The sequence below is a fragment of the Mesorhizobium sp. WSM3860 genome (genome assembly GCF_002294995.1).
Classification (GTDB): domain Bacteria; phylum Pseudomonadota; class Alphaproteobacteria; order Rhizobiales; family Rhizobiaceae; genus Mesorhizobium.
On sequence record NZ_NSGF01000001.1, the window covers coordinates 610053 to 635834 of the forward strand.

Genomic DNA, 25782 nt, shown 5'->3' on the forward strand with positions numbered 1-25782 from the left:
ATCCGCCCGCGTTCTCACGCACTCTTGCGCAGAGCAGGCTGCCTGGCGAAGAGCTCGCGAAAGACCGGATAGATATCGGCCGGAGCAGCGATGCGCCTCATCTGGAAATTCGGCCATTTGCCGTCGACGGCGTTGTAGGCGCGCCAGAGCGACGTTCCGTTCTCGGTAGAGCCGAAAATGTGGCTTTCGCGTTCGTCGATGATTTCCACATAGGCGAAATACTGGCAAAGGCGCATGAGCTTGCGATCGAGGAGTTCTATGCAGCGCTCGGAATCGGTTGCGAAATTGTCGCCGTCGGAGGCCTGGGCGGCATAGATATTCCATTCCGCGACCGGATAGCGCTGCTCTATGATGCGATGCATTTCCTCGAGTGCCGTCGAGACGACGGTACCGCCGCTCTCGGTGTGGTAGAAGAAGGTGTGCTCGTCCACCTCCTTGGCCTCATGGGTGTGGCGGATGAAAACGATGTCCGTCCTTTCGTAGCGCCGCGTCAGGAACAGATGCAGCAGCACGAAAAAGCGTTTGGCCAGATCCTTCTCGCGCTCTCCCATCGATCCCGACACGTCCATCAGGCAAAACATGACAGCGCTGGCATTCGGCACCGGCTGGGGGTCGAAGCGGTTGAACCGAATGTCGACCGGATCGACATAGGCAATCCGCCTGCGCCGGCGTTCAAGCCGTTCAACTTCCTCGCGCAGAGCAGCGATTCGTTCGCGTATTGCCTGGTTTGGCGGCTTCGATTCCAACTCGGCGATCTGCGTTGAGATGGCGTCCAGCTCCGCCTGCTTGGGGCGCCTGAGCGCGATGCGGCGGCCGTGGCTGTTTCGCATGGTGCGTCCGACATTGACGTTGGTCGGCGCGCCGCTTGCCGTAAAGCCCGCCCGTCTTGGCTTGAAGCTTAGGATCTGCTTGAGATTGAGCTTGACCATATCGGGCAGTTCGAGGTCTTCGAAGAAGAGGTCGAGCACTTCCTCGCGCGACAGCACGAAGCGAAAGTCATCCTCGGATTGCGTGGTTCCCGGCGCCGAAGAGCCGGCGCCGCCGCCGCCAGGCTTGGGAATCAGATCACCGGGACTGAACGATTTGTTGCCGGGCAGTATGTGCTGGCGCTGCCCGCTGTCCCTGGCGTCGCTGAAGTTCGGTTCGCTGGTGCCTTTCCGGGGCATCGGAACGGCATGCTCGCGGTCGACCTCGGCGATGCGGCCTGTGCGGACATGGTCGCGGATGCTGCGCTTGAGCTCTTCCCGGGCGCGCTTGAGGAAGCGCTGACGATTGCTCAGGCTCTTGTCCTTCGGATTCAGGCGGCGGTCGATGAAGATCGGCATGGAACCCTTCGGGCTTTGGTCAGCCAGCCTTGTTCACGCGCATGTACCAGTCGACCAGCCGGCGCACCTGCCGCTGAGTGTAGCCGCGCTCCACCATACGCTGCACGAATTCGTTGTGCCGCTTCTCGGTGACGCTGTCCTGCTTGGAGCCAAAGCTGATCACCGGCAACAAATCCTCGACCTGACCGAACATGCGCTTCTCGATCACCTCGCGAAGCTTTTCATAGCTCGTCCAGGACGGATTGCGGCCATGGTTGCGCGCCCGGGCGCGCAAGGTGAACTTGACCACCTCGTTGCGGAAATCCTTGGGATTGGCGATGCCGGCCGGCTTTTCAACCTGCGACAATTCCTTGTCCAGGACCTCGCGATTGAGGATCTGGCCGGTATCGGGATCCTTGTAGTCCTGATCCTCGATCCAGGCATCGGCATAGGCGATGTAGCGGTCGAAAAGGTTCTGGCCGTACTCGCTATACGATTCCAGGTAAGCCTTCTGGATCTCGTGGCCGATGAACTCGGCATAGCGCGCTGCAAGTTCCGATTTGATGAACTCGAGGTACGCGGCCTCGGTTTCCTTCGGGAATTGCTCGCGTTTGATCGCCTCCTCGAGGATGTACATCAAGTGCACGGGATCGGCGGCGACCTCCTTGGTGTCGTAGTTGAAAGTCTGCGACAGGATCTTGAAGGCGAAGCGCGTGCTGACCCCGGTCATGCCTTCGTCGACGCCGGCGGCATCGCGATATTCCTGGACCGACTTCGCCTTCGGGTCGATCTCCTTGAGGTTCTCGCCGTCATAGGCGCGCATCTTGGTGTAAAGCGGCGAATTCTCGTGCTCGGCAAGGCGCGTCGAGACGGTGAAACGGCTGAGGATGTCCAGCACTTCAGGCGCGCAGGGACTGTTTGCCAGATCGCTCTCGCGCAGAAGTTTCTCGTAAATCTGCCTCTCTTCGGTGATGCGAAGGCAATACGGAACCTTGACCACAAGGATGCGGTCGAGGAAGGCCTCATTGTTCTTGTTGTTCTTGAATTGCTGCCATTCCGATTCGTTGGAATGAGCAACGACGATGCCCTGATAGGGGAAGGAGCCGAAATTCTCGGTGCCGTTATAGCTGCCTTCCTGGGTTGCCGTCAGCAGCGGGTGCAGGACCTTGATGGGCGCCTTGAACATCTCGACGAATTCGAGCAGGCCCTGCGTCGTCCGGTTCAAGCCGCCGCTGTAGGAATAGGCATCCGGATCGGATTGGCTGAAATGTTCCAACTGCCTGATGTCGACCTTGCCGACCAGGGCCGAGACGTCCTGGTTGTTCTCGTCGCCGGGCTCGGTCTTGGCGATGGCGATCTGACGCAGACGCGATGGCGACAGCTTGACCACGCTGAATTTGGAAATGTCGCCGGAGAGTTCGTCGAGCCGTTTGGCCGCCCAAGGCGAGATGAGCCCATTGAGGCGGCGGCGGGCTATCCCGTATTTTTCTTCCAGCAGATCGCCCATCCGGTCTGGATGGAAAAGGCCAAGCGGCGATTCGAAAATAGGGCTGATCTGATTGCCGACCTTCAGCGTGTAGATCGGGCGCTGTTCCATAAGCTTCTTCAGCCGTTCGGCAAGCGAGGACTTGCCGCCGCCGACCGGCCCGAGCAGGTAAAGGATCTGCTTGCGCTCCTCGAGACCCTGGGAGGCATAGCGGAAATATCCGGCGATGCGCTCGATCGTATCCTCCATCCCGTAGAAATCGGAGAAGGAGGGATAGACCTTGATGGTCCGGTTCGAGAAAATGCGACCGAGCCGCTCATCCTTGCTGGTGTCGACCAGATTGGGCTCGCCGATGGCCTCGACCATCCGTTCGGGCGCCGAGGCATACATGGATCTGTCTTCGCGGCAGCCAAGCAGATACTGCTGGAGGCTCATCTCTTCCTGGGCCGCGTTGGAATATATCTCCGAAAACAGATCGAAGACGTCGGATTGGTTCTCTCGCATGATATTCTGCCCTCAGAGCCGCTCTGGTTGCCAGTCGGCCAGTCGGCTCGTCTCGTATTCAACTGCCGGAAAGCATTGTGGTTCCCTCATATGAGAGAGAGCGCCTGCAATCGGGCATTGACGACTCACAGCACCCGATTCGGACGGAATGCTCACCCATGATAATTAGGTGGTGATGGCCGGGAGAGCTTCAAGGAAAATCTTAGGTTTTCCACTCACATGTCGTGGTCGGGAACGTAGAGGCAGAAGGAATGCTGAGAATTCGCGTCGCCACCGGGCTTACACTCGTGAAAGAACTCGTCACGCGAACGCTTGATCCGACTATCGGAGTAGGGAATGAGCTCTCCGGTTGAGAGCTGGTATCCATATTTCGTTTCCTTCACGTCGGCCGTGGGTGCTTGATAGCAGTCCATTCCCGAACAGCATGAGCTGTCATACTGCCAGCCCTTGGGCGCCTGATGGGCAGCCGCCGGAGCCGCAAGAAATACCGCCAGCGCAATTGCCGCAAACAGGCGCAGAGGTTCTGAACGGCTTGAGCGCCCATTGGGCGGCGCGGCTGGAGGTCGATACGTCGTCCTCATTGGTGGTCACCCGTTCGGAAGCGCCGGCCGAGGGCATCGGTTCTCCGGTCCGACTAGCAATCCGCCCAGCATTGGGCTGGGCCTGCATCAAACCGCCAGATCAGGCAAATGTTCCATGCTGCTCCCCCCGGTCGGCGTGCGCGCCGGCCCATGCAGCCGCGGCCCACGATCCCGCGGACCGGCTACGGGCAGGGGAACCAAAATAACCCTGGTCCAGGGTAGCGCCTATTCTCATATGGCGATCACCACCTTCGGGGGGACGGCGATGCGCTGACCGCCGCTGTCATGGCTTTCCTGAGGGCGACGCTCGCCTGAACGCGCCGGCACTCCTGAAACTGGATCACTTCAAAGTCGTTGACCGGACATTGCGGCATGAACACTTGTCGGCTCAATTGTCCGGCGACAATCGGACGAGAGGGAACGCGATGAATGGCGCCGATGTGCTTTGCGATGTGCTGCTGGCGAATGGCGTGAATGTCTGCTTCGCCAATCCCGGTACCTCGGAAATGCACTTCGTCGCCGCGCTCGACCGCAAGCCGGAGATGCGCTGCGTGCTCGGTCTTGCCGAGGGCGTGGTGACGGGTGCCGCCGACGGCTATGCCAGGATGACCGACCGGCCGGCCGCGACGTTGCTTCACACCGGCCCCGGATTGGCCAATGGCCTGGCCAACATCCACAATGCCCGGCGCGCCCGCGTGCCGATGATCAACATCGTCGGCGACCATGCCTCCTATCACCTGCCGCTGGACGCGCCGCTCACCAGCGACATTGAAGGTCTCGCCGCGCCGATGTCGAACTGGGTCCGCCGCGTCGCCGGTCCGGCCGACATCGCGCCGGCCGCGCAGGCGGCTTTTCGCGCTTCGCTGACGCCTCCCGGCATCGCTACGCTGATCCTGCCGGCGGACGCGGCGTGGGGAGAGGCCAGTCCGCTCCTGTCGGCCAAGGTGGAGCTTGCGGCGCCGCCTTCGGTCGACGCAGCTATCGTGCGCAAGATTGCCGGAGCCATTCGCGCCGCGCCCGGTCGCGTCGGCATGATCCTGCGTGGGCCGGCCGCGCGTGAGGATGCCTTGCAAATCGCCGGACAGATATCGGCGGTTTCGGACGTCCGGCTGTTCAGCGACGTTCTGATTGCCCGGATGCAGCGCGGCCGCGGCCGCGTTGCGCCTACCCGCGTTCCATATCCGATCGACTCCGCGCGCAGCCTTCTTGCCGACATCGATCTCCTGATCCTCGTCGGAGCCAAGGAACCGGTGGCGTTCTTTGCCCATCCCGGAAAGCCGGGCCGGCTTGTGAGCGAAGGCTGTGAAGTGATGTCGCTGGCCGAGCATGGCGAGAATTTGAAGGCGGCACTCGCTGCGCTTCGCGACGAACTGGGCATCGAACCGTCGCAGCCGGTGCCCGTCATCACGGCAATTCCCAATGAGCCGGCCCCGCGCGGCAAGCTGACGGACGACGCGATTGCACTTTCGGTAGCGCGGAAGCTGCCGGAGAATGCGATCGTGTGCGACGAGGCCGTCACCTCGGCGCGGCGCTATTTTGCGCTCTCGGCCTTTGCCGCCCCGCACGATTACATGATGGGCACAGGCGGATCTATCGGCGGCGGCATTCCAATGGCGACTGGCGCAGCCATCGCCTGTCCTGGCCGCAAGGTGCTGAATCTGGAGGCGGACGGCAGCGGCATGTACACGGTGCAGGGACTATGGACCCAGTCGCGGGAAAAGCTCGACGTGGTGACGATCGTCTTTTCCAACCGGACCTACGCCATCCTGCACGGCGAGATGCGCAATGTCGGGGTGAACGCGATCGGCGAGAATGCCAGGCGAATGCTCGACCTTGATCAACCGGCTCTGGACTGGGTTTCGCTGGCAAGCGGCATGGGGGTGGAAGCAGCCCGCGCCGACACATGCGAGCGCTTCGACGCGCTGCTCGACAGCGCGCTGTCGCGTCCGGGGCCGTTCCTTATCGAAGCGGTGATCTGAGCGGCCCCGGCCCGCTGAGCTTACCAGCGCGTCTTCTCACCAGGTGCTGCCGGCTCGATCGCCAGCGCGTGCACGCCGGCCTTCAGTTCGTCGGCAAGGAGTTGATTGACGGCGCGGTGGCGTTCGATGCGGTTCATGCCGGCAAAATTCTGCGAGACGATACGGACGCGGAAATGCGTCTCGCCGGTGCCGTCGAAGACGCCCTCGTGGCCGTGCTCGACGTGGTGATGGCCGGCGTGAAGATGGCTTTCGTTGATGACGGTGAGCCTTTCCGGCGAAAATGCCGCCTTCAGCTTGTTTTCCATCGTCGACTGTATGGACATCGGGGCTTCCCTTCACCACATCTGCGGTACCGCCGCAAATCTGCGCTTTCGACCGCTTTAAGCCGCGATTCAGCGGTTAGGGCGATCATCGGCGAAATGTCAATTCTTGTTTCGCCGTAGCGAACAGCCCATAAATGGGTGAGGATGAAACCATATCCCAAATATTTCGAGAAAATTCGCATCCGGCCGGAAAAGGACGCGGAGCTGAAGTCGCGCGCGCCGATCTGCCAGTGGGACGGTTGCAGCGAGGCCGGTACGCATCGCGCGCCGGTCGGGCGCCTGAAGGAAGGCGAGTATTTCCGCTTCTGCTTTGAGCATGTGCGCGAATACAACAAGAGCTTCAACTACTTCTCGGGCGTGTCGGACAGCGAGATCGCCCGCTTCCAGAAAGAGGCGCTGACCGGACACCGGCCGACCTGGCGCATGGGTGCCAATGGCGGCGGCATGCGTTCGGCACCCGATTTCGCGCAGCAGCGCTCCGGGCGTGCAGGCTACTACAATCGCATGCGCGATCCCTTCAATCTGTTCGGCGGCGGAACGCGCGAAGTGCGCGAGCGCAAGGCAAAGCCGCTTGAGGCCAAGGCGCTGGAAACGCTTGGCCTTGATACAAAGGCGACTGGCAAGGATATCAAGGCGCGCTATAAGGAACTCGTAAAGCGCCACCATCCGGATGCGAATGGCGGCGACAGAGGTTCGGAAGACCGGTTCCGCGATGTGCTGCAGGCCTATCGCGTGCTCAAGCAAGCAGGATTGTGCTGAGCGACCCTATGGTCCATGTCGTTTTCCAACTTTCATAAGGTTGGAAAAGGCTCTAAGACCGCCCCCGAACAAAATCGATTGCCGGCGAAACGCGGCGTTTCGCCAGTGGAGACGTTGATAGAGATGAACAAGGTCGATCGCGACATCGCCAACCTGCCCGATACGACGGTGCCGGTGAAGGAGAAATTCGGCTTCGACTCCAAGATGGTGGTTCCGGCCTATTCGGCGGCGACCGAGCACGTGCCCGACATCGACCCGGACTATCTGTTCGACAAGGCGACGACTTTGGCGATCCTCGCCGGCTTCGCCTACAACCGCCGCGTCATGGTGTCGGGCTATCACGGCACCGGCAAGTCCACCCATATCGAGCAGGTCGCCGCGCGCCTCAACTGGCCCTGCGTGCGCGTCAATCTCGACAGCCATGTCAGCCGCATCGATCTCGTCGGCAAGGACGCCATCGTCGTCAAGGAAGGGCTGCAGGTCACGGAGTTCCGCGACGGCATCCTGCCCTGGGCCTATCAGCACAACGTGGCGCTCTGCTTCGACGAGTACGATGCCGGCCGCCCGGACGTGATGTTCGTCATCCAGCGCGTGCTGGAATCGTCGGGCCGGCTGACGCTGCTCGACCAGAGCCGTGTCATACGCCCGCATCCGGCCTTCCGCCTGTTCGCCACCGCCAACACGGTGGGGCTGGGCGACACCACCGGCCTCTATCACGGCACGCAGCAGATCAACCAGGCGCAGATGGACCGCTGGTCGATCGTCACCACGCTCAACTACCTGCCGCACGACAACGAGGTGTCGATCGTGCTGGCCAAGGCCAAGCACTATCGCGACAGCAAGGGCAAAGAGATCGTCAACAAGATGGTGCGCGTCGCCGACATGACGCGCTCGGCCTTCATCAATGGCGACCTGTCGACGGTGATGAGCCCGCGCACGGTCATCACCTGGGCCGAGAACGCCGAGATCTTCGGCGATATCGGCATGGCGTTCCGGCTGACCTTCCTCAACAAATGCGACGAGCTGGAGCGTTCGGTGGTCGCCGAATTTTACCAGCGCGCCTTCGGCGAGGATCTGCCGGAGAGCGCCGCCAACGTGGTGCTGGGCTAGGCGCGTGCCGGAAGGCTTGGCCTTTCGGACCAAAACGCGCAGGGAATGATCGATGGCGGGTCCAGGCGACAATACGCGCAACAAGCCGAAGAACGGGTCTGAAGCGGACAGCTTCAAGCGCGCCGTCACCGTCTGCATGCGCGCCGTTGCCGGCGACAAGGATCTCGAGGTCGGTTTCGCCAAGGATCGGCCGGCGCTGGCGGGCAACCGCGCCCGCCTGCCCGAACTGCCGAAGAAGGCTTCCCGCACCGATATCGCGATCACCCGCGGCATCGGCGATTCCATGGCGCTGAAGCGCGCCTGCCACGATCAGCGCATCCACTCGAAGCTGGCGCCGGAGGGCAAGCTCGCGCGGGCTATTTTCGATGCCGTCGAGCAGGCCCGTGTCGAGGCGATCGGCAGCCGCGCCATGCAGGGCGTGGCCGACAATATCGGCTCGATGCTCGAGGACAAATACGCCAAGGCAAATCTCGTCGACGTCAAGGACAAGGCCGACGCCCCGCTGGAAGAGGCGGTGGCGCTGATGGTGCGCGAAAAGCTCACCGGCCGGGCCGTGCCGAACAGCGGCGAGCGAATGGTCGATCTGTGGCGGCCCTGGGTCGAGGAAAAGGCCGGCAGCGACCTCGACGGCCTGTCGTCCAAGCTCGATGACCAGCAAGCCTTCGCGCGCATCGTGCGCGACATGCTCGTCTCGATGGAGATGGCCGAGGAGCTCGGCGACGACCAGGAGACGGAAGACTCCGAGGATAACGAGGAAAACGAGCAGCAGGGCGAGGAGCAGAGCGAGGAAGGCGGCGAGGACGATTCCGGCTCCGAACAGTCGCAGTCCGAGGACGCGGAGGCTTCCGCAGACGAGGAAGAGTCGGCCGAAACGGAGGCGACCGACGCCACATCGGACGACCTTTCCGACGAGGATGATTCCGATGCCGAGACGCCAGGCGAGGCGCGTCGCAACGACAATCCCTTCCTGAACCTGCCGAAAGACATCGACTACAAGGTCTTCACCACCGCGTTCGACGAGACGGTCGGCGCCGAGGACCTTTGCGAGGAGGAGGAGCTCGACCGGCTGCGCGCCTTCCTCGACAAGCAGCTCGCCAATCTCTCCGGCGTCGTCGGCCGCCTGGCCAACCGGCTGCAGCGCCGCCTAATGGCGCAGCAGAACCGTTCCTGGGACTTCGACCTGGAGGAAGGCTATCTCGATCCATCCAGGTTGGTGCGCGTCGTCATCGATCCGATGCAGCCGCTGTCCTTCAAGCAGGAGCGCGACACCAAGTTCCGCGACACGGTGGTGTCGCTGGTGCTGGACAATTCGGGCTCGATGCGCGGGCGGCCGATCACGGTTGCCGCGACCTGCGCCGACATCCTGGCGCGCACCCTGGAGCGCTGCGGGGTTTCGGTGGAAATCCTCGGCTTCACCACACGTGCGTGGAAAGGTGGGCAGGCGCGCGAGAAGTGGCTGAAGGACGGCAAGCCGCCGAATCCGGGCCGGCTCAACGATCTGCGCCACATCATCTACAAGTCCGCCGACCATCCGTGGCGGCGCGCCCGCCGCAATCTCGGCCTGATGATGCGCGAGGGCCTGCTCAAGGAGAATATCGACGGCGAGGCGCTGCTTTGGGCGCACAACCGGCTGATCGGCCGGCCGGAACAGCGCAAGATCCTGATGATGATCTCGGACGGCGCGCCGGTCGACGATTCCACGCTCTCGGTCAATCCCGGCAACTATCTGGAGCGCCATCTGCGCGCCGTGATCGACCTCATCGAGACGCGCTCGCCGGTGGAGCTTTTAGCCATCGGCATCGGCCACGATGTCACGCGCTACTATCGCCGCGCCGTCACCATCGTCGATGCCGAAGAGCTGGCCGGCGCCATGACGGAGCAATTGGCATCGCTGTTCGGCGAGGAGAACGCGCGCGACACGCGGCGCGGTGGCTTGCGGCGCGCCGGATGATCTTCTCGCGGGGCGGATTCCGGCGGACGGCTGTTGTTTGCGCGCTGGTCTGTTCGGCCGCCTCTCCGGTCTTCTCCGAGGGAGGCGCTGCGGTCGAGACGATCGAAGTTTCAGCGCGGCCGATCACCGAGTTCCATATCGGCCGCGACCGGAAACAGTTCGGGCCGCTCGAGTTCGTCGGCGGGCTGGAGATGACCTCGCCGTCGCGCGATTTCGGCGCGCTGTCGGCTTTCCGCTTCCTCAAATCAGGCAGCGATTTCATCGGTGTCGCCGATACCGGCTTCTGGTTCTTCGGCACCATCACGCACGATGCCGACAAGCGCCCCTTGGGCGTGTCGAATTTCCGCATGCAGCAGATGGTCGATGCCTCGGGCCAGCCGATCGAGAAGAAATGGGAGGTCGACGCCGAAGGCCTCGCGGTCAAGGACGGCATCGCCACCGTCGGTTTCGAGCGCGACCAGCGCGTCGTACAGTTCAAGGTCGAGCCGGACAATATGAAGGCGCCGTTCAAGACGCTCGACTATCTGGTCCCGGCCCGGGAGCTGCGCCAGAACCGTGGCTTCGAGACGGTCACGCACGCCAATCCCTACGGCCAGCACGAGGGCGGCCTGGTCGTGGTGTCGGAAAAGAGCCTCGACAAGGCCGGCAACATCTATGCGGCCATCATCGAGGGCACCGAGGAAGGGCGTCTTCACCGTCAAGCGCAACGGCAGTTTCGACATCACCGACGGCGCCTTCCTGCCCGATGGCGACCTGCTTCTGCTCGAACGCAGCTTCTCGATGGCGCGCGGGGTGAAGATGCGGCTGAGGCGTATCTATGGCGAGAGCATCGAGAGGGGCGCCGTCGCCGACGGCCCGGTGCTGATCGAAGCCGATATGGGCTACCAGATCGACAATATGGAAGGGCTCGACGTATGGACCCGCGACGACGGCGCGCTGATGGTGTCGCTGGTGTCGGACGACAACCAATCGATCCTGCAGCGGAACCTCTACCTGGAATTCATCCTGCACCAGGACTGAGCGGTGTTTGGTTTTGTCCAATTCGGGACGGAAAAACCGCTGCGTATTTTCCCGAAATTGCCCACCTCAGCGGACTTTATAGATCTCGACCGGCTTGCTCGCCGTCGCGCTGTCCAGTTCCAGCCAAGCGGGAACGTCCCGCTTCAGCAGCCGCGCGGCCAAGCCCGTGGGAGCTTGGGCGGCGAGGGAAAGCTCTTCCGAATTGCCGCGGCATATGGCGACCAGCCCGACATGTTCGCGCTCGATGATGGCGCGGGCGGCATCCGAGGTTCCCATGAAGGCGTCGAGCATGGCGAGATTGCCGCCGACATTGCGATGATACGGGCCGGCCAACGCCCTATGGCCGGTAAACATCAAGATGGCGGCGCCGAGATTGGAGGACGCGAGCACCGTCGTTGCCGGCATGCCGGCCAGGTCGCTGAAGTCTGAGGCCTTGCCGCAGGTCAGTGCATGATCGGCATCGGAATTGATCGCTGTGGGTGCCTTTTGAACCGCGGACTGCGCGGCGACGGCGACGCCGGCCCAGGTCGCGTTGAGCGACACCAGCCATGCCGCCGCGATGCGGGTGGAGACGCGCCACGACTGCGCGGCGCTTGCCTGCAGGCGAACCCCGGCGATCCAGGTCGAGAGCGGCAGCACCGCGAAGGCAACCGAGAAGGTCGAGCCGCGGACCTGCCAGAGACTGACGATGAAAGCGACGATCAGCAGCACGGCGGTAAGGGCTTCCTCGCGGCGCAGGCGGCGGCTGCGCAGCTGAAGGCCAATCAACAGGATTGCGATGAAGGGCGTCACATAGCGCGCCGCCATCAGCTTCGGCTCGTTGACGGCCACGCTGAGGAAGGGCTGCGCCTCGACGACGTCGTTCAGCCAATAGGTGCGAATGCGCTCATCCATGCCGGCATAGGGCGAGGCCAGGCATTGCGGGAAGAACAGGAGCGCCACGGCGGCAATTGCAACGGCCAACGCGGACATTGAGAGGAACCGCCTCTTAGCCGTGGACTGTCCGGATAGGCCGGAAATCACGGCGAGGCCGAAGCCTGACAGCGCCGCGATGACGACCTGGAAAGCCGAGAAGGCGTCGCACTGGGCCACGCCCCAGGCCGACGGCGGTATGGTGGCAACGAGAACCACCAAGGCTATCGCGGCAAAGCCGATGCCGAAGCCGCGCGCGGTCTGGCGCTCCCTTTCATCGAAGATGAAGAGCACGGCGGCGCAGGCGCCTAGTGCGGCCACATAAGGCGCCGTCTCCATGCCGACGGCAAGGGTGAGGCCTGCGCACAGGCCGGACAGAAGGGCGGCTGACCGCCGAAAGGGGGCCTCCGTCATGAGCCAGAGACTGGCTGCCGTGAGCAGGAGCTGGACGTTGTGGTGGTCGAGCGCGCCAGGTTGGAAAATGCCGAGAAAGAACAGCGCCGCAGTGGACAGGACCAGCGCAGGCATCCCCACGTCCGTACCGGCGAAACGCCGGGAGGCGCGCAGGATGACGAATATGGTGAGTCCATAAAGGGAAAGCGGCCAGATGATCTGCGCTGCCCTTTCAGCGGCAGCCGTGCTGGCGCCCAGCGCATGGAAGGTGAAGATGATCAGCGCGATCGGGGTGTCGACCAGCCGCGACCAGTGCATGACGAAGCCGCCGGTCAGGCCCATCCTATACTGATGAAGATCGAACCAGCCCTGTCCAGCCAAGAGGTCGCGAACTTCGACCAGCCTCAGCATGCTGTCATTGTCGGCGCCAAGGTCCGCGATCGTCGGGAAGCCGGAGATCGCATTGATCGCCAGCACGAGCAGCGTCGCGCAGAGCGCAAGCAGAAGGTCATGTTTCCAACCGGTGCCCTGGATGGTCATGCTGATGGCAATGTCCTGGATCGTTTTCGCGATCCTGCACCAATGACCGTAACAAAGCGTAAAGCCGCGAAAGGCGGCTCCAAGGGTCAGGCGATGGCCGGCTGGCTCCAGCGGGCGGCAAGCAGCCGGTAGGGGATCAGCGCCACCACCGCGATAATCAGCTTGACCGAGAGATCGCCCAGCGCCCAGGACACCCAGCGCATGGTTTCGACAGGCAGCACGCCCATCAGCGGTGCCGTCTCCAGCGCGAAGCCGTCGTTCGGCCCGACAAAGGCGAAGGCGGCGGAGAAGGCGACGCCGAAGAACACCACCGTGTCGAAGACAGAGCCGACCAGCGTGCCGACGATCGGCGCGCGCCACCAGCTTTGCCGGCGCAGACGGTTGAACACGGTTACGTCGAGCAGCTGCGCGGCGAGGAAAGCGGCGCCGGACGCGGCCGCGATCCGCACCAGCCGGTCAGCGGCGGTCTCGAACGCGATCAGACCGTGGCGGAACAGGAGGGGCGGAACGAGGATCGAGCAGATGACCGCCGTCATGAAGCCGACGAAGACCACCTTGCGCGCCACCGCCGGGCCGTAGCGGCGATTGGCAAGGTCGGTGACCAGGAAGGAGAAAGGATAGGTGAAGGCGCCCCAGGTGAGCAGGTCGGCCAGCGACAGGCCGCCGATCTGGCCCTGCATCGGGAACTGGACAAGGATGTTGGATGCGACGACGACAAGCGCCATGGCGGCCACGAACGGCAGGTATCGTGAAACGAAGTTCATTTTTTTATCCTGGGTAATGGAACCAGCTGAGCGTCATGACGGCGCTCACTGTCCGAGCACCAGTTTGGAGCCGGTGCTCGAAGGCGGTCGTCCCCCGCCTGAAAGGGTGCTTTAGGCGGCCGACTGCTCGGCGAGCTTCTTCGCGATCTGCTTCTTCAGCAGGCGAGCGCGCTGCGACAGCTCCTTGGCGTCGGCCTTGGCCAGGAATGCGTCGAGGCCGCCGCGATGCTCGACCGAACGCAGCGCGTTGGCCGAAATGCGCAGGCGAACGTTCTGGTTCAGCACTTCGGAAATCAGCGTCACATTGACCAGGTTCGGCAGGAAGCGACGCTTGGTCTTGTTGTTGGCATGGCTCACATTGTGGCCGGTCTGGACTGCCTTGGCAGTGAGCTCGCAGGTGCGGGACATCTTGTCTAACCTTCAGTTCTAAACCTGCCAAACCATTCTGCCCGCGCCAGGCGGCGCGCGGTCTCGGTCAGGCGGCCTTTGGAAAAGTTGGCGTTCCTTAGTTGCATTTCGTCACTACGTCAAGCTCCGGCACCTACGCGGCGGCCAAGCTCGCTCCATATAAAGGCCGGAATTCGTCGTATAAGCCCTTCGCGAAGGGATTGCCAGGCTGGAACCGTTGCGTTTCCGCCAGTTTCAAGGACCTGCCGCCGCCATGCTTCGCCCATCCCATGCCCTTGCCGCGCTGCTCGCCGTCGCTGTGCCTACGACCGGCTTCGCCGCTGCCTCGCCGCAGTCCTTCAAGGGTGAGTATACCGTGTCGTTCCTGGGCCTTTCGGTCGCCAGGGCGACGTTTTCGAGCCGTTACGACGGCGACACCTATGCGATCAACGGCACCGTCTCGGCCGCCGGCATCGCCAAGCTGTTCGACGATACGAAAGGCACGATCTCGTCGAAGGGTACGATTTCGGGCCAGCAGATGCGGCCGCGGGCCTTCCGGGCCGACTATACTTCCGGCAAAAAGGCATCGGTGGTCGACATACGCTTCGCCGATGGCGACGTCTCCTCGACGAAGGTCGTTCCGGAGCCCGGCAAGCGCGATCCCAAGAATTGGGTGCCGGTCGGCTCCGGCGACCTGAAATCGGTGGTCGACCCGATGGCGGCGACCGTCGTCCATGCCGACAGCCTGGACAAGGTCTGCGGGCGGACCGTCAAATTCTACGATGGCGAGATGCGCGCCAACCTGTCGCTGACCTATGCCTCGAAAGGCTCGATCTCGGTGCCGGGCTACAAGGGCGACACCGTCACCTGCAAGATGGGCTTCGAGCCGGTGGCGGGCTATCGCAAGGGCCGCAAGGCGCTGGACTTCCTGAAGAACAAAAGCCGCATGATGGTGACATTTGCACCCGTCGGCCAATCCGGCGTATATGCGCCGATCCGCGCCACGGTCGGGACCCAGATCGGCCCGTTGACCATCAGCGCAAGACGGTTCGAAGCAGCCGAATAAGTTGGGCGCCACCGCGCGCCGCCGGGGATAGGCATGGGGCGCGCAACACTGATCGACATCCAGGTGCTGGGGGCGGCAAGCTGTGCCGCGCCGCTTTTGTCGACACTGGTGCTGATCGCGGCGGGCGTTGCCGAGCCGTCGCTGCGCATCGTCACGGCCTGCGTGCTCATCACCGGCGGAGCGGCGCTCGCCGCGAAGTCGCTCTTGCTGCGCAAGGCGACGACCGGCGGAGCGCGCGCATGATGCCGTTTCCGGGCGGCATCGACGCCAATCCGAATGCGACGCTTTTGTTCTCGATCGCCGCCGCCGCGATCTATGTTTTTGCGCTCGAGCTGTCGCCGCGCCTCGCGCGTTCCGCCGCGAAGACGCTGGCCGTCGCCTTGCTGGCGGCGCTCGCCGTCATGCAGGGCGGTCCGCCGCTGCTCGTCGCAGCGTTGGCGCTCAGCGCCGCCGGCGACGCGTTCCTCTCGCAAGACGGTGAAAAGGCCTTCCTTGGCGGGCTGGCGAGCTTTCTTGCTGCGCATGTCGCCTATGTCGCCTTGTTGCTGAACGCCGGTGGCGGAATCGGTCTTCTCACCGCCGAGTCCTGGCGCGGCGCCATTGCGCTGGCGCTGGCGGTTTTCGTTATCGTGATGGTCGGCGCCCTCTGGCGGCGCGTCGGACCTGCCCTGCGCGTTCCGGTCGCCGTCTATGCCGGGGCGATCCTCGCCATGGGTGTTTCGGCGCTTACGACCTTCCTTCCCTGGGTCATCGCCGGAGCCGTGCTTTTCATCATATCGGACGGGCTGTTGGCGGCAGAGCGTTTCCCGCTGGCCGCGATCTCGCCGCATCGCCTCTGGATGCGCTACGCGGTCTGGGTGCTCTATTATACAGCCCAGCTGGGCATCACGCTTGGTTTCCTGCTGGCTTAGGCTGTTTTCGGCTGCCAGCCCGGCTCGGCCAGCTCGAAGGCGGCGAAATCGAAGCCCGGTGCCACCGTGCAGCCGACCAGCGTCCATTCGCCGAGGCTGCGCGCCGACTGCCAACAGCCGGCCGGGACCACGATCTGCGGCCGCTCGCCGGCGGCGAGTGCCGCGCCCAATAGATGTTCGACGACGGTGCCGGAGCCTTCCTCATGCATGGCGAGCGCCAGCGGCGCGCCGGCATAGAAATGCCAGACCTCCGCCGCGTCCTTGACCCGGTGCCAGGCCGAATGCTGGCCATGCTCCAGAAGGAAATAGATCGCGGTCGAATGGCCGCGCGTGCCAGCCTCCGCGTCGCGAAACGTCTCGGCATACCAGCCGCCCTCAGGGTGCGGCTCGAGGCCGAGCGTGGCGATGATTTCGGCGGCGCTGGTCACAGGAGCGCTCAGAAATTATCCTTGCGCTTGCGGATTTCGGCGAACACGTCCGTATCGCTCGCCCTCTCCATGCCGAGATGCCTGCGGATCGCCGGGTCATGCGAGCGCAGGAACGGATTGGTCGACAGTTCCTCGCCGATCGTCGTCGGCAGCGTCGGCTTGTTGTCGGCGCGCAGCTTCTCGATCCTGGCGGCGCGCTCCTTCAAAGCTGAATTGCTGGGGTCGACGGTCAGCGCGAAACGCGCGTTGGCCAATGTGTATTCGTGGCCGCAATAGATGACGGTCTCGGCCGGAAGGGCGGCAAGCTTCTTCAGCGATTCGTGCATCACCGGCGGCTTGCATTCGAAGAGCCGGCCGCAGCCCAGGGCAAACAGGGTGTCGGCGGTGAAGGCCACCTTCGAGGCCGGCAAATGGTAAGAGACATGGCCGGCGGTATGGCCAGGCGTCTCGATGACCTCGATCTCTTCCTCGCCGAGGCGGATGACGGAACCTTGGCTGACCGTCTCGTCGATGCCGGGGATCTTCGCCTTTTCCGCCTCGGGTCCGACGATGGTGAGCTTGAAGCGCTCCTTCAGGGACAGATTGGCCTCGACATGGTCGCCATGATGATGCGTGGTCAGGATCATCGTCGGGGTCCAGCCGGTGCGCTTGATCGCGGCCAGGATCGGCGCTTCTTCCGGGGCGTCGATGATCGCCGTCTGCCCGCTTCTGGGGTCATGCACCAGCACGCCGAAATTGTCGGTGCGGCACATGAACTGTTCGATTTCGACCGGCATCTCGTCGCTCTCCGTTATGGCCGCAGACATAGGGCGCCCGGCCGCCGCTGTCATCCGCCTTTGTTGAACTCGCCGGATATCGCGGTTACCGTCCGGCGCATGCATTCCGATATCGTCGATCTCCGGTCCTTCTATTCGACCACGCTCGGGCGCCTCGCCGAGCGCGCGATCACCATGTCGCTGTCGTCGATATGGGCGACCGTTCCGAACGAACGCCTGGTCGGCCTCGGCTACACGCTGCCGTGGCTGGAGCGGTTCGGGGCCGATGCCGAGCGCGTCTTTGCTTTCATGCCGGCGACGCAAGGGGCGGTGGTCTGGCCGGCGACGGGACCGACGGCGACGGCGCTGGTCTTCGACGAGGAGCTGCCGCTGGTCGATTCCTGCATCGACCGCATGCTGCTCGTCCACTCGCTCGAACATGTCGAAAATCCGCGCGAGACGCTGAACGAGATCTGGCGCGTGCTGTCGCCGGCGGGCAGGGTCGTCATCGTCGTGCCCAACCGGCGCGGCGTCTGGGCGCGTTTCGAGCACACACCCTTCGGCAACGGCCGGCCGTTCTCGCGCGGCCAGCTCACCGAATTGCTGCGCGAGGCCAATTTCACGCCGGCCGCATGGTCGGACGCGCTGTTCTTCCCGCCATCGCCGCGGCGCTCCATGATGCAGTTCCACAACGTGCTGGAGCGCGCCGGCCGGCGGCTCTGGCCGATCTTTTCCGGGGTCATCGTCGTCGAAGCGCAGAAGCGGCTCTACCAGGGCGTGCCTGTCGCGCAGCGCGCCTCGCGCCGCGTCTTCGTGCCGGTGTTCTCGCCACAGGGCGCAACGACGCTCGGGCGCCGGGCCGCCGGCCCAGTGCCGCCGGGCAGGCGGATGACGCGTTCGTGATCGGGGCCAAGCCTTGCGTCGCATGGCGATCGTCACCCTATCTCAGGGGCGGGTTCGGAGTGCGGCATCGACGCCGACGACCGTTCCCGACAGCAGGGATCTCGCATATGGATGACACGCCCAGTATCGAACAGGCTGCGTTCTCGGTCGAGTCGAGCAGCCTCTCAGACCAGCTGGCGGCGATCAGGCTGGGGCTGAAGATATCGCCGGTGCGCAGGCGGCTCCTGTGGGCCTCGATCGGCATTGTCGGCGTCATCGTCGCGACCTCGATCGGGCAGGTGCTGCTCAACCGCTGGAACCAGCCTTTCTACGATGCCCTGGCGCGGCGCGACCTGCCGGGCTTCCTGCATCAGCTGATGGTGTTTGCCGCAATCGCCGGCAGCCTCCTGGTGCTCAATGTCGGCCAGACCTGGCTCAACCAGACAATCCGGCTGAAGTTGCGCGAGGCGCTGACGCTCGACCTGATCGATGAATGGATGCGGCCGGCGCGTGCCTTCCGGCTCACCCATGCGGGCGCGATCGGCGTCAATCCCGACCAACGCATGCAGCAGGACGCGGGGCATCTCTCCGACCTGTCGACCGATCTCGGCGTCGGCCTGCTGCAATCCTTCATCCTGCTGGTGTCCTTCATCGGCGTGCTGTGGGAGCTCTCTTCCGGCTTCGTCTTCCATGTCGGCGGCCATTCGCTGGAAATACCGGGCTACATGGTCTGGGCGGCGATCCTCTATGCCGGCATTGCCTCCTGGCTGAGCTGGCTGGTAGGCCGGCCGCTGATCCGCTTCAACAGCGATCGCTACACGCGGGAGGCCGTGCTGCGTTCCTCCATGGTCCGCGTCAACGAGAATGTCGACGCCATCGCGCTCGCCCATGGCGAGGCGGATGCCAGGCGGCAGCTTGAGCTCGACCTCGGCAGCGTGCTCGGCGCTATGCGGCGCATCTACAGCGCCCAGATCAACCTGTCCTGGGTTACCGACGCCTATGGCTGGATCACCGTGGTGGCGCCGATCCTGGTCGCGGCACCGGTCTATTTCGCGGGTGACATCAGCTTCGGCGGTTTGATGATGGCGGTCGGCGCCTTCAACCAGGTGAATTCCTCGCTGCGCTGGTTCATCAACAATATCGGCGCCATCGCCGATTGGCGGGCAACGCTGATGCGCGTCGCCGACTTCCGCATCGCGCTCGGCGAAACGGACATCCTGCATGCCAAGGAAAAGCGTATCGCGTTCGGCGAAAACGCGAATGGCACGCTGACCTTCGGCAAGCTCGAAGTCGCCTCGCCCGACGGGTGCACCAGGCTTGCCGAGACGGAGGTCGAGATAAAAGCCGGCGAGCGCGTCATGATCACCGGCGATCCGCGCGCCGGCAAGACGCTGTTCTTCCGCGCCATCGCCGGCCTCTGGCCATGGGGCGGCGGCCGCATCGGCATGCCGGCCGGAGAGACACCTTTCTTCGTGCCGCGCACGCCCTATTTCCCGCTCGGCACGCTGCGCGACGTGCTCAACCATGCCGAAGGCGCCAAGATCGACGACGCCGAGATTTCCGCCGTGCTCGGCGAAGTCGGACTCGGGCGCCTGTCATCCCAGCTCGACCGCTCGGCGCGCTGGGAGCATGAGCTGGCCGACGACGAGCAGCGGCTGCTCGCCTTTGCCCGGCTGGCGCTGAGAAAGCCGAACTGGGTGATCATCGACGAAGCGCTGGATACGTTCGACGGCGCCACGCTGCGGCGCGTGCTGGCGATGCTGCAGGCCAGACTGCCGCACGCCGCCATCCTCAATATCGGGCGCGGTCTGCACAACAACCAGTTCTTCCCGCGCGCGCTCACCATCGTCAAGGACAGCGGCGGATCGGCGCTCAAGCCGGCCCGTCTTCGCGCCGGGGCGATCGAACCCCCGCCTGCTGCCGCGCGCGCCAAGAAATAGCTTTATTTCGCCGCGATCGCCGGGAAGAATCCCGGCGTAGTGGAGCCTGCCATGCTCAAGCTGTTCAGCCTGCTTGCATGCCTTGCCTGCGCCGAGGCCGCGCCAATGCCTGCAATCGGCGGCACTGCCGTCGATGTCGAACTCGTGCTGGCCGTCGACATCTCGCAATCGATGGACGAAGGGGAGTTCGCCCTGCAGCGCGCCGGCTATGTCGAGGCGCTACGCCATCCCGACTTCATCAGCGCCGTGCGCTCGGGCCCGAGGGGCCGCATCGCGCTCGCCTATTTCGAATGGGCGGGCGTCGTGCGCGACGACGGCGTGATTGGCTGGCAAGTGATCGACGGCGCGGACAGCGCCAACGCCTTCGCCGACAAGGTCGCGGGTCGTCCGTTCCGGAGCTTTCGCGGCACCTCGATTTCCGGCGCTATCGGGTTCGGCGCCGGGCTTCTGGACAAAAACAGCTATTCGGCGCCGCGCCGGGTCATCGATGTATCGGGGGATGGGCCCAACAATGCCGGGCTGCCCGTCGCGATGATCCGTGATGCGGCTTTGGCCAAGGGCATCGTGGTCAACGGCCTGCCGATCCTGATCAGTCCGTCGCCGAGCGTCACCCGTCTCGACCGCTACTATGCCGATTGCGTCACCGGCGGCCCCGGTTCGTTCGTGCTGCCGATCTATGCGGCGTCGGAATTCTCGACGGCTATCCGCCGCAAGCTGATCCAGGAGGTGAGCGGCATCGGCGACGCCGGAGAGATCCGCGTCGACGCGGAGGCGCCGATCGACTGTCTGCTTGGCGAACGGCTGCGGCAGCGGTTCTCCGATCCGTATTTTCCGGAGCTGGACCGGTGAGGTACAATTTGCACTGTTTCGGCCAGAACGCCGCGCTGTGCCTCAGGCCGCCCGGGCGCCGTATTTGGCGCGGAACTCGTCATAGCAATCGCGGCGCCAGCGCCGGCCGACAACATAGCCGCGCAGCAGTTCGGTTGGCGAGTAGCCGAGCGCCTTTGACGACCGATTGGCGAGATAACCCGAAAATGCCTGCGGCAGCCTGCCCTTCAATATGTCGGCGATGATCTGCCGCGCGATCATGTAGGGCGGCACCTCGGGATAGCGGTCGGCAATGTAAGGGTGTTTGCCGATCAGGTTGGCGTAGGCCTCGACATAGCCGTCGCGCCGGCCGGAAATCGAATTTTCCGAATTGTATTTCTTCCAGTCGATATCATCCGACAGCAAGGCGCCGCCGCGGTTGGCAAAACGCAGCAGCAATTCGCGGTCCTGCATGCGCGTGATGTCGCTGTCAAAGCCGCCGATCGCAAGCAGCGATTCGTGCCGCGCGGTGATCGCCGAGCCGGCGATGAAAATCGTCTGCGAGACCAGGGCGCGCTGCAGCCTGCTTTTGTCGAGCAAGGCCTGGCGATTGATGCATTTGGTGCTGCGGCCGCCCTTGACCGAGATGAAGGAACTGATCAGCACTTCGAGCGAGGGGTTCTTGTCGAAGTGCGACAGCGTCCGGTCCAGGCGGTCCGGCAGATAGACATCGTCCGAATCAAGGAAGGTCACGATCGGCGCCCGCGCGCGCTCGATGCCCGCGTTGCGCGCGGCATTGGCGCCGCGCCATTTCGCGCCGACATAGATCAGTCTGGGATCGCGAATCTCGGCGAGCGCCAAGGCCGTTCCGTCGGTCGAACCGTCGTCGACAATGATGTGTTCGAAGCGGGTAAGTGTCTGGGCAAGAACACTTTCCACCGCGCGCACGACCTGGCTTCGCCGATTGTGCGTCGGCGTGATCACGGTGATCAGCGGAGCTGTGTCGGAGGCAGTCGGCATCTAACTTTCGTTATGGGGCAGATAAACGATGACCGTAAGAAGCTCGCACCACTTGCCCTCCATGTCCGCCCCCGGATGGATTCGGCAAACGCTACAGAAAAGAGCCGCCTATGTCACCTGAGGCGTCGCGTCCGGGTCAAGTTCAGAGCGTGTTTCCTCAAAGTCATGCGGTTTGCAAGCCACACTTCGCGGCGATTTATCCTTCAACTATGCCCGACATAGTCAGGCACGGTTTCGATCTCGTCGCTCACGAGACCGGCAGCGAGGCTGAAATGACCAAGAAAGGCCAAGGTATAAAAGGCCAGGCCTACCGCCAGTGAAAACGGGATCTGCCAGAGCGGCATACCCGTTTGCGGCGCGTGGCTGAGCACGCGTCGCGTCGTGCGCCACGACATGGTCCACCAGCGACTGAACGACTTGACGATCCGCTGGCTGCGACTGGGGGCATGAAGCGCGACGAATTTGCGGTCGGCATCCCTGCCGGTCACCAACGCGCGCCAATAGAAGAACCGCCAGCCGCGCGGAGAGTAGTGATAGACGCGCGCATCGACGTTGACGATCTTGTGGCCCTCGCGCCGAAGCTGGTGCATCAGCAGCGTGCAGGACACCTTGAAGCCGTTGTGGGCCGGAAAAGGGTGGCTGGCGATCCAATCTCGCCGGAAGGCGACATTGTTGGCGTTGATCGCCCGCTTGGAGGCGAATCTTTCGTCTCCACGGGCCATCGGGAAGAACCAGATCAAGGCGAAGGTTCTCGAGAAGAAGTCGTCGTAGGACAGGTAGGTATGCCCGTTCACGCAGACCGTTTGCGGCTGTTGAAACGGCTGCAGCAGATTTGAAAGCCAACCTAGCTGAGGGACGGTATCCGAATCCAGGAAAACGACGATGTCTCCTTCGGTCAAAGGTACGCCGTTGTTCTTGAGCTCGTAATAGCGGCCGCCGGGGCAAGCTGCGATTGTCAGGTCGGCAACCTGCATTAACTGAGGCGCTTCCGCTTCAATGCTCGCTTGCAGCAAGCTGGCGTCCGAATCGGGCCCGCCATGCGACACGACTACTTTCGGCCTTGTAAAACCGGCAGCGGAAACAATCGCGATTTCTCGCGCCAGGGACTTCAGCCCCAGGCCGATCTCGTCCCAGTCGATGGACTTGGCGTTCTCCATCTCCACGATGATCGAATAGATCGGGTGTTCAGCCATAGATAATCACCACCAGTTTTGCCGGTACAGTCGCTATAGCCCTGCGGAGTATGCCGTCAACCGATTCTCGGTGCCATTCTATTTGCAAATTTGCGCTTCGATCGCATGAGCCTCCAGTTTAAATCTTCAAGAAGCCCCGCTTTTTTCCGTGCCGGAAGCTCGACGGGTCGGCATATTCAGACAGGAAGCGTTCTCTCCATTCGTCATTGGTCGCGTCGCGCTGGACTTCGAGACCTGACCCGAGGTTCGTTCCCCAGACAGGCTTCACACCGGCCAACTGGGCAATTTTCTCGAGACTTCCTCTCGGGTCTTGCTGGACCTGCTCGTAAGTCAGCGCAAGGAAAGGCAGCCCGTTTTTCGCGAACCACCCATCCCACGCCAGATTTTCCATCAGAATCTTTTCAAGCGATTCGGCGATAGCCTCACCATCATAGCGTGGGGATGCGCGATTGACCTCGGTAGAGCGGAATCTGCGGGTTTGGCGCGCACGCGCCCATGAGATCGCCTGACCCAGCAGATCGCTACGCGTCAGGCGCACATAGTGAAGGTTGGGAAGGCTGGCGGGCAGGTTCACCTTCTTGGCAAGTTGAGCGAATTGACTCGCAAAAAGCTTGATCGCATAGATTCCGGAAGAGCACCGTCCCTCCGTCAGCGCCCTCAGAAGCTGCGCTCGGGGATCGCGCGGATAGTCTGGCAGTTCGAGCAGCCGGCGCCCGCCAAACCACTCCAGTGGATTGCCCAGCCCGGCGGAAGCCATCAGTCCTGCAAGATGGTTGCTGCCGGTACGCGGCGAAGTGCAGACAAGAATTCCAGCGCTTATCTCCGACAGAATTTCCGACGGGATTTGAACCACGGCCGGCCGGCCGCGAAAGAGATCTATCGAGATCATCGTTTCAGCAAGAACACCGCCTGCTGGCCGAAGAAGTTCCAGAACCACCAGGGCATGGACAGGCCGATCTTCTGGCCGTTGGCGTCGAGCGCGGTCGCCTTCTCGACCGTCGCGCCGAGCTCCTCGCACAGATTGACGAAGTCGCGGATGGTGCAGAAATGGATGTTCGGCGTGTCGTACCAGGAATAGGGCAGGTCCTTGGTGACCGGCATCCTGCCCTTGATCAGCAGCGAGAAGCGCACGCGCCAATGGCCGAAATTGGGGAAGGAGACGATGGCGCGGTTGCCGATTCGAAGCAGCTCGTCGAGCACCAGTTTCGGGTTGCGGGTCGCCTGCAGGGTTTGCGACAGGACGACGAAATCGAAGCCCTTGTCGGGATAGAATTCGAGGTCCTTGTCGGCATCGCCCTGAACGACGGAAAGGCCGCGCGCCACGCATTCGTTGACGCCGCGCTGCGACAGTTCCAGTCCGCGGCCGTCGACCTGCTTGATCTCCTGGAGAAGCTCCAGCAACAGGCCGTCGCCCGAGCCGACATCGAGGACACGCGAATGCGACGGGATGAGATCGTTGATAACCTCGAGATCGACGCGTTGGGCACGATTGACGCTCATGGGAACACCTGCGGCCTTAGAGCATTTGCAGCCAAGCGGAATTCGCTTGGCGTCGCAAAAATGCGGCTAAAACAAAGGGATCGCGCGCCGCTCATAGGCTGAGCCCCCTGGCGCGGGCGGCGGAAGCGATGAAGCCGTTGATGGCCGCGAACAGTTCCGGCTCGTCGAGCAGGAACGCGTCATGGCCGCGATCGGTCTCGATCTCGACGAAGGAGACGGAGGCGCCGGCGGCGTTCAGCGCATGTACGATCGAGCGGCTTTCCTCGGTCGGGAACAGCCAATCGCTTGTGAACGACACCAGGCAGAAGCGCGTCTTGGTGCCGGCGAAGGCATCGGCCAGCCGTCCGCCATGGTCGGCGGCGAGGTCGAAATAGTCCATCGCGCGGGTCAGATAGAGGTAGGAGTTGGCGTCGAAGCGATCGACGAAGGTCATGCCCTGATGGCGCAGATAGCTTTCGATCTGGAAATCGGCGTCGAAGCCGAAGGTCAGCGCCTCGCGATCCTGCAGGTTGCGGCCGAACTTGCGGTGCAGCGCTGCTTCCGAGAGGTAAGTGATATGCGCCGCCATGCGCGCCACGGCGAGTCCCTTTTCCGGCCGTCTGCCGAAATCGAGATATTTGCCGCCGTGCCAGTCCGGATCGGCCATGACGGCCTGCCGCCCGACCTCGTGGAAAGCGATGTTCTGCGAGGAATGGCGGGCGCCGGTGGCGATGGGCAATGCGGAGAAGACGCGTTCCGGGTAGCTTGCGGCCCATTGCAGCACCTGCATGCCGCCCATCGAGCCGCCGAGCACGCAGAACAGCTTCTCGATGCCGAAATGATCGACCAGCATCAGCTGCGCCCGCACCATGTCACGGATGGTGATGATCGGCAGGTCGAGCCCATAGGGCCTGCCTGTCGCCGGATCGGTCGAGGCCGGGCCGGTGGAGCCGAGGCAGCCGCCGATGACATTGGCGCAGATGACGAAAAAGCGGCTGGTGTCGATGATCCTGCCGGGGCCGATCAGCACCTCCCACCAGCCCGGTTTGCCGGTCACCGGATTCGTGCTGGCGACATGCTGGTCGCCGGTCAGCGCGTGGCAGACGAGGATGGCATTGGAGCGGGCGTCGTTGAGGGCGCCGTAGGTCTGGTAAGCGACCTGGAACGGCGACAACACCGTCCCCGCATCGAGTTTCAGTGGCTTGTCGGGACCGAACTGCAACACCGGGCTCGACGGTTGGTCGGCTTCGTTGTTGGTCCTTGGAGCGCGCTGAGCGGCCATTGCATT

The 25782-nt window shown here is 63.4% G+C and carries 23 protein-coding genes and 2 pseudogenes; 11 read left to right on the top strand and 14 right to left on the bottom strand.

Features of this window, described 5'->3' with window-relative positions; translation table 11 throughout:
• Positions 1-14: 14 nt before the first annotated feature.
• The 3 genes from CK220_RS03195 to CK220_RS31260 form a co-directional block, all read right to left on the bottom strand.
• Complete coding sequence (locus tag CK220_RS03195) at positions 15-1325, bottom strand: YeaH/YhbH family protein (protein ID WP_095810110.1); 1311 nt, start codon at positions 1323-1325, stop codon at positions 15-17.
• A gap of 19 nt (positions 1326-1344) precedes the next feature.
• Positions 1345-3294: a PrkA family serine protein kinase gene (locus CK220_RS03200; protein ID WP_095810111.1), complete on the bottom strand. Its 1950-nt coding sequence runs from the start codon at positions 3292-3294 to the stop codon at positions 1345-1347.
• Positions 3295-3509: 215 nt separating this feature from the next.
• Complete coding sequence (locus tag CK220_RS31260) at positions 3510-3875, bottom strand: hypothetical protein (RefSeq protein ID WP_141245086.1); 366 nt, start codon at positions 3873-3875, stop codon at positions 3510-3512.
• Between the two features lie 425 nt (positions 3876-4300).
• On the opposite strand from CK220_RS31260, the gene CK220_RS03210 reads away from it, so the two are divergent.
• A complete protein-coding gene (locus tag CK220_RS03210) occupies positions 4301-5854 on the top strand; it encodes an acetolactate synthase large subunit (RefSeq protein ID WP_095810113.1) in 1554 nt (517 codons plus the stop codon).
• A gap of 20 nt (positions 5855-5874) precedes the next feature.
• Here the strand turns inward: CK220_RS03210 and CK220_RS03215 are convergent, their stop codons facing one another.
• Positions 5875-6177, bottom strand: coding sequence for a BolA family protein (locus CK220_RS03215; protein WP_095810114.1), 303 nt, complete (start codon positions 6175-6177; stop codon positions 5875-5877).
• Positions 6178-6321: 144 nt separating this feature from the next.
• On the opposite strand from CK220_RS03215, the gene CK220_RS03220 reads away from it, so the two are divergent.
• The 4 genes and pseudogenes from CK220_RS03220 (at position 6322) to CK220_RS03235 (ending at position 11017) form a co-directional block, all read left to right on the top strand.
• Positions 6322-6936: a J domain-containing protein gene (locus tag CK220_RS03220; RefSeq protein WP_066990335.1), complete on the top strand. Its 615-nt coding sequence runs from the start codon at positions 6322-6324 to the stop codon at positions 6934-6936.
• Between the two features lie 123 nt (positions 6937-7059).
• A complete protein-coding gene (gene cobS, locus CK220_RS03225; RefSeq protein WP_066990333.1) occupies positions 7060-8046 on the top strand; it encodes a cobaltochelatase subunit CobS in 987 nt (328 codons plus the stop codon).
• A gap of 52 nt (positions 8047-8098) precedes the next feature.
• Complete coding sequence (gene cobT, locus CK220_RS03230; RefSeq protein WP_095810115.1) at positions 8099-9997, top strand: cobaltochelatase subunit CobT; 1899 nt, start codon at positions 8099-8101, stop codon at positions 9995-9997.
• Positions 9994-11017 (top strand): annotated as a pseudogene (locus CK220_RS03235) (esterase-like activity of phytase family protein). Before cobT ends, CK220_RS03235 begins: the two are co-directional and overlap by 4 nt.
• Before the next feature lie 66 nt (positions 11018-11083).
• Here the strand turns inward: CK220_RS03235 and CK220_RS03240 are convergent.
• From CK220_RS03240 to rpmB, 3 genes are all read right to left on the bottom strand, one after another.
• Complete coding sequence (locus tag CK220_RS03240; RefSeq protein WP_095810116.1) at positions 11084-12862, bottom strand: polysaccharide biosynthesis protein GtrA; 1779 nt, start codon at positions 12860-12862, stop codon at positions 11084-11086.
• 86 nt (positions 12863-12948) lie between these two features.
• Positions 12949-13626: a queuosine precursor transporter gene (locus CK220_RS03245; RefSeq protein WP_095810117.1), complete on the bottom strand. Its 678-nt coding sequence runs from the start codon at positions 13624-13626 to the stop codon at positions 12949-12951.
• 111 nt (positions 13627-13737) lie between these two features.
• On the bottom strand, positions 13738-14034 hold the full coding sequence (rpmB, locus tag CK220_RS03250; RefSeq protein WP_066990317.1) for a 50S ribosomal protein L28: 297 nt from the start codon (positions 14032-14034) through the stop codon (positions 13738-13740).
• 253 nt (positions 14035-14287) lie between these two features.
• Between rpmB and CK220_RS03255 the strand changes: the two genes are divergently transcribed.
• From CK220_RS03255 to CK220_RS03265, 3 genes and pseudogenes are all read left to right on the top strand, one after another.
• Positions 14288-15079, top strand: a complete 792-nt coding sequence (locus CK220_RS03255; protein ID WP_095810118.1) for a DUF3108 domain-containing protein — start codon at positions 14288-14290, stop codon at positions 15077-15079.
• 54 nt (positions 15080-15133) lie between these two features.
• Positions 15134-15322, top strand: a pseudogene (locus tag CK220_RS03260) (EamA family transporter); the annotation flags it as partial.
• Positions 15319-15990: a lysoplasmalogenase family protein gene (locus CK220_RS03265; RefSeq protein ID WP_095810119.1), complete on the top strand. Its 672-nt coding sequence runs from the start codon at positions 15319-15321 to the stop codon at positions 15988-15990. The pseudogene CK220_RS03260 and the gene CK220_RS03265, both read left to right, overlap by 4 nt.
• On the opposite strand, the gene CK220_RS03270 is transcribed toward CK220_RS03265, so the two are convergent.
• Together CK220_RS03270 and gloB are read right to left on the bottom strand one after the other, a co-directional pair.
• Positions 15987-16418 carry a cupin domain-containing protein gene (locus CK220_RS03270; RefSeq protein WP_095810120.1) on the bottom strand — a complete coding sequence of 144 codons (432 nt, stop codon included), beginning with the start codon at positions 16416-16418 and terminating at the stop codon, positions 15987-15989. The genes CK220_RS03265 and CK220_RS03270 overlap by 4 nt on opposite strands.
• A gap of 8 nt (positions 16419-16426) precedes the next feature.
• Positions 16427-17194, bottom strand: coding sequence for a hydroxyacylglutathione hydrolase (gene gloB / locus CK220_RS03275; protein ID WP_095810290.1), 768 nt, complete (start codon positions 17192-17194; stop codon positions 16427-16429).
• Positions 17195-17293: 99 nt separating this feature from the next.
• Here gloB and CK220_RS03280 point away from each other — a divergent pair, with 99 nt between their 5' ends.
• From CK220_RS03280 to CK220_RS03290, 3 genes are all read left to right on the top strand, one after another.
• Positions 17294-18076, top strand: a complete 783-nt coding sequence (locus CK220_RS03280) for a methyltransferase domain-containing protein (RefSeq protein ID WP_095810121.1) — start codon at positions 17294-17296, stop codon at positions 18074-18076.
• Positions 18077-18183: 107 nt separating this feature from the next.
• Positions 18184-19995 (top strand): ABC transporter ATP-binding protein/permease, encoded by a 1812-nt coding sequence (locus CK220_RS03285; protein WP_095810122.1) that lies wholly within the window; start codon positions 18184-18186, stop codon positions 19993-19995.
• 51 nt (positions 19996-20046) lie between these two features.
• Complete coding sequence (locus CK220_RS03290) at positions 20047-20844, top strand: DUF1194 domain-containing protein (protein WP_095810291.1); 798 nt, start codon at positions 20047-20049, stop codon at positions 20842-20844.
• 42 nt (positions 20845-20886) lie between these two features.
• Here CK220_RS03290 and CK220_RS03295 read toward each other — a convergent pair whose 3' ends face one another.
• The 5 genes from CK220_RS03295 to CK220_RS03315 form a co-directional block, all read right to left on the bottom strand.
• The gene (locus tag CK220_RS03295; RefSeq protein ID WP_095810123.1) at positions 20887-21822 is read right to left on the bottom strand and encodes a glycosyltransferase family A protein; all 936 of its coding nucleotides are present in this window, start codon (positions 21820-21822) and stop codon (positions 20887-20889) included.
• Positions 21823-22025: 203 nt separating this feature from the next.
• Positions 22026-23015 (bottom strand): glycosyltransferase, encoded by a 990-nt coding sequence (locus CK220_RS03300; protein WP_095810124.1) that lies wholly within the window; start codon positions 23013-23015, stop codon positions 22026-22028.
• A 118-nt stretch (positions 23016-23133) separates the two neighbouring features.
• Complete coding sequence (locus tag CK220_RS03305; RefSeq protein WP_095810125.1) at positions 23134-23904, bottom strand: Stf0 family sulfotransferase; 771 nt, start codon at positions 23902-23904, stop codon at positions 23134-23136.
• On the bottom strand, positions 23901-24515 hold the full coding sequence (gene metW / locus CK220_RS03310; protein ID WP_095810126.1) for a methionine biosynthesis protein MetW: 615 nt from the start codon (positions 24513-24515) through the stop codon (positions 23901-23903). The genes CK220_RS03305 and metW overlap by 4 nt, the downstream gene beginning before the upstream one ends.
• Positions 24516-24606: 91 nt before the next feature.
• The gene (locus CK220_RS03315) at positions 24607-25776 is read right to left on the bottom strand and encodes a homoserine O-acetyltransferase (RefSeq protein WP_095810292.1); all 1170 of its coding nucleotides are present in this window, start codon (positions 25774-25776) and stop codon (positions 24607-24609) included.
• Positions 25777-25782: the final 6 nt, after the last annotated feature.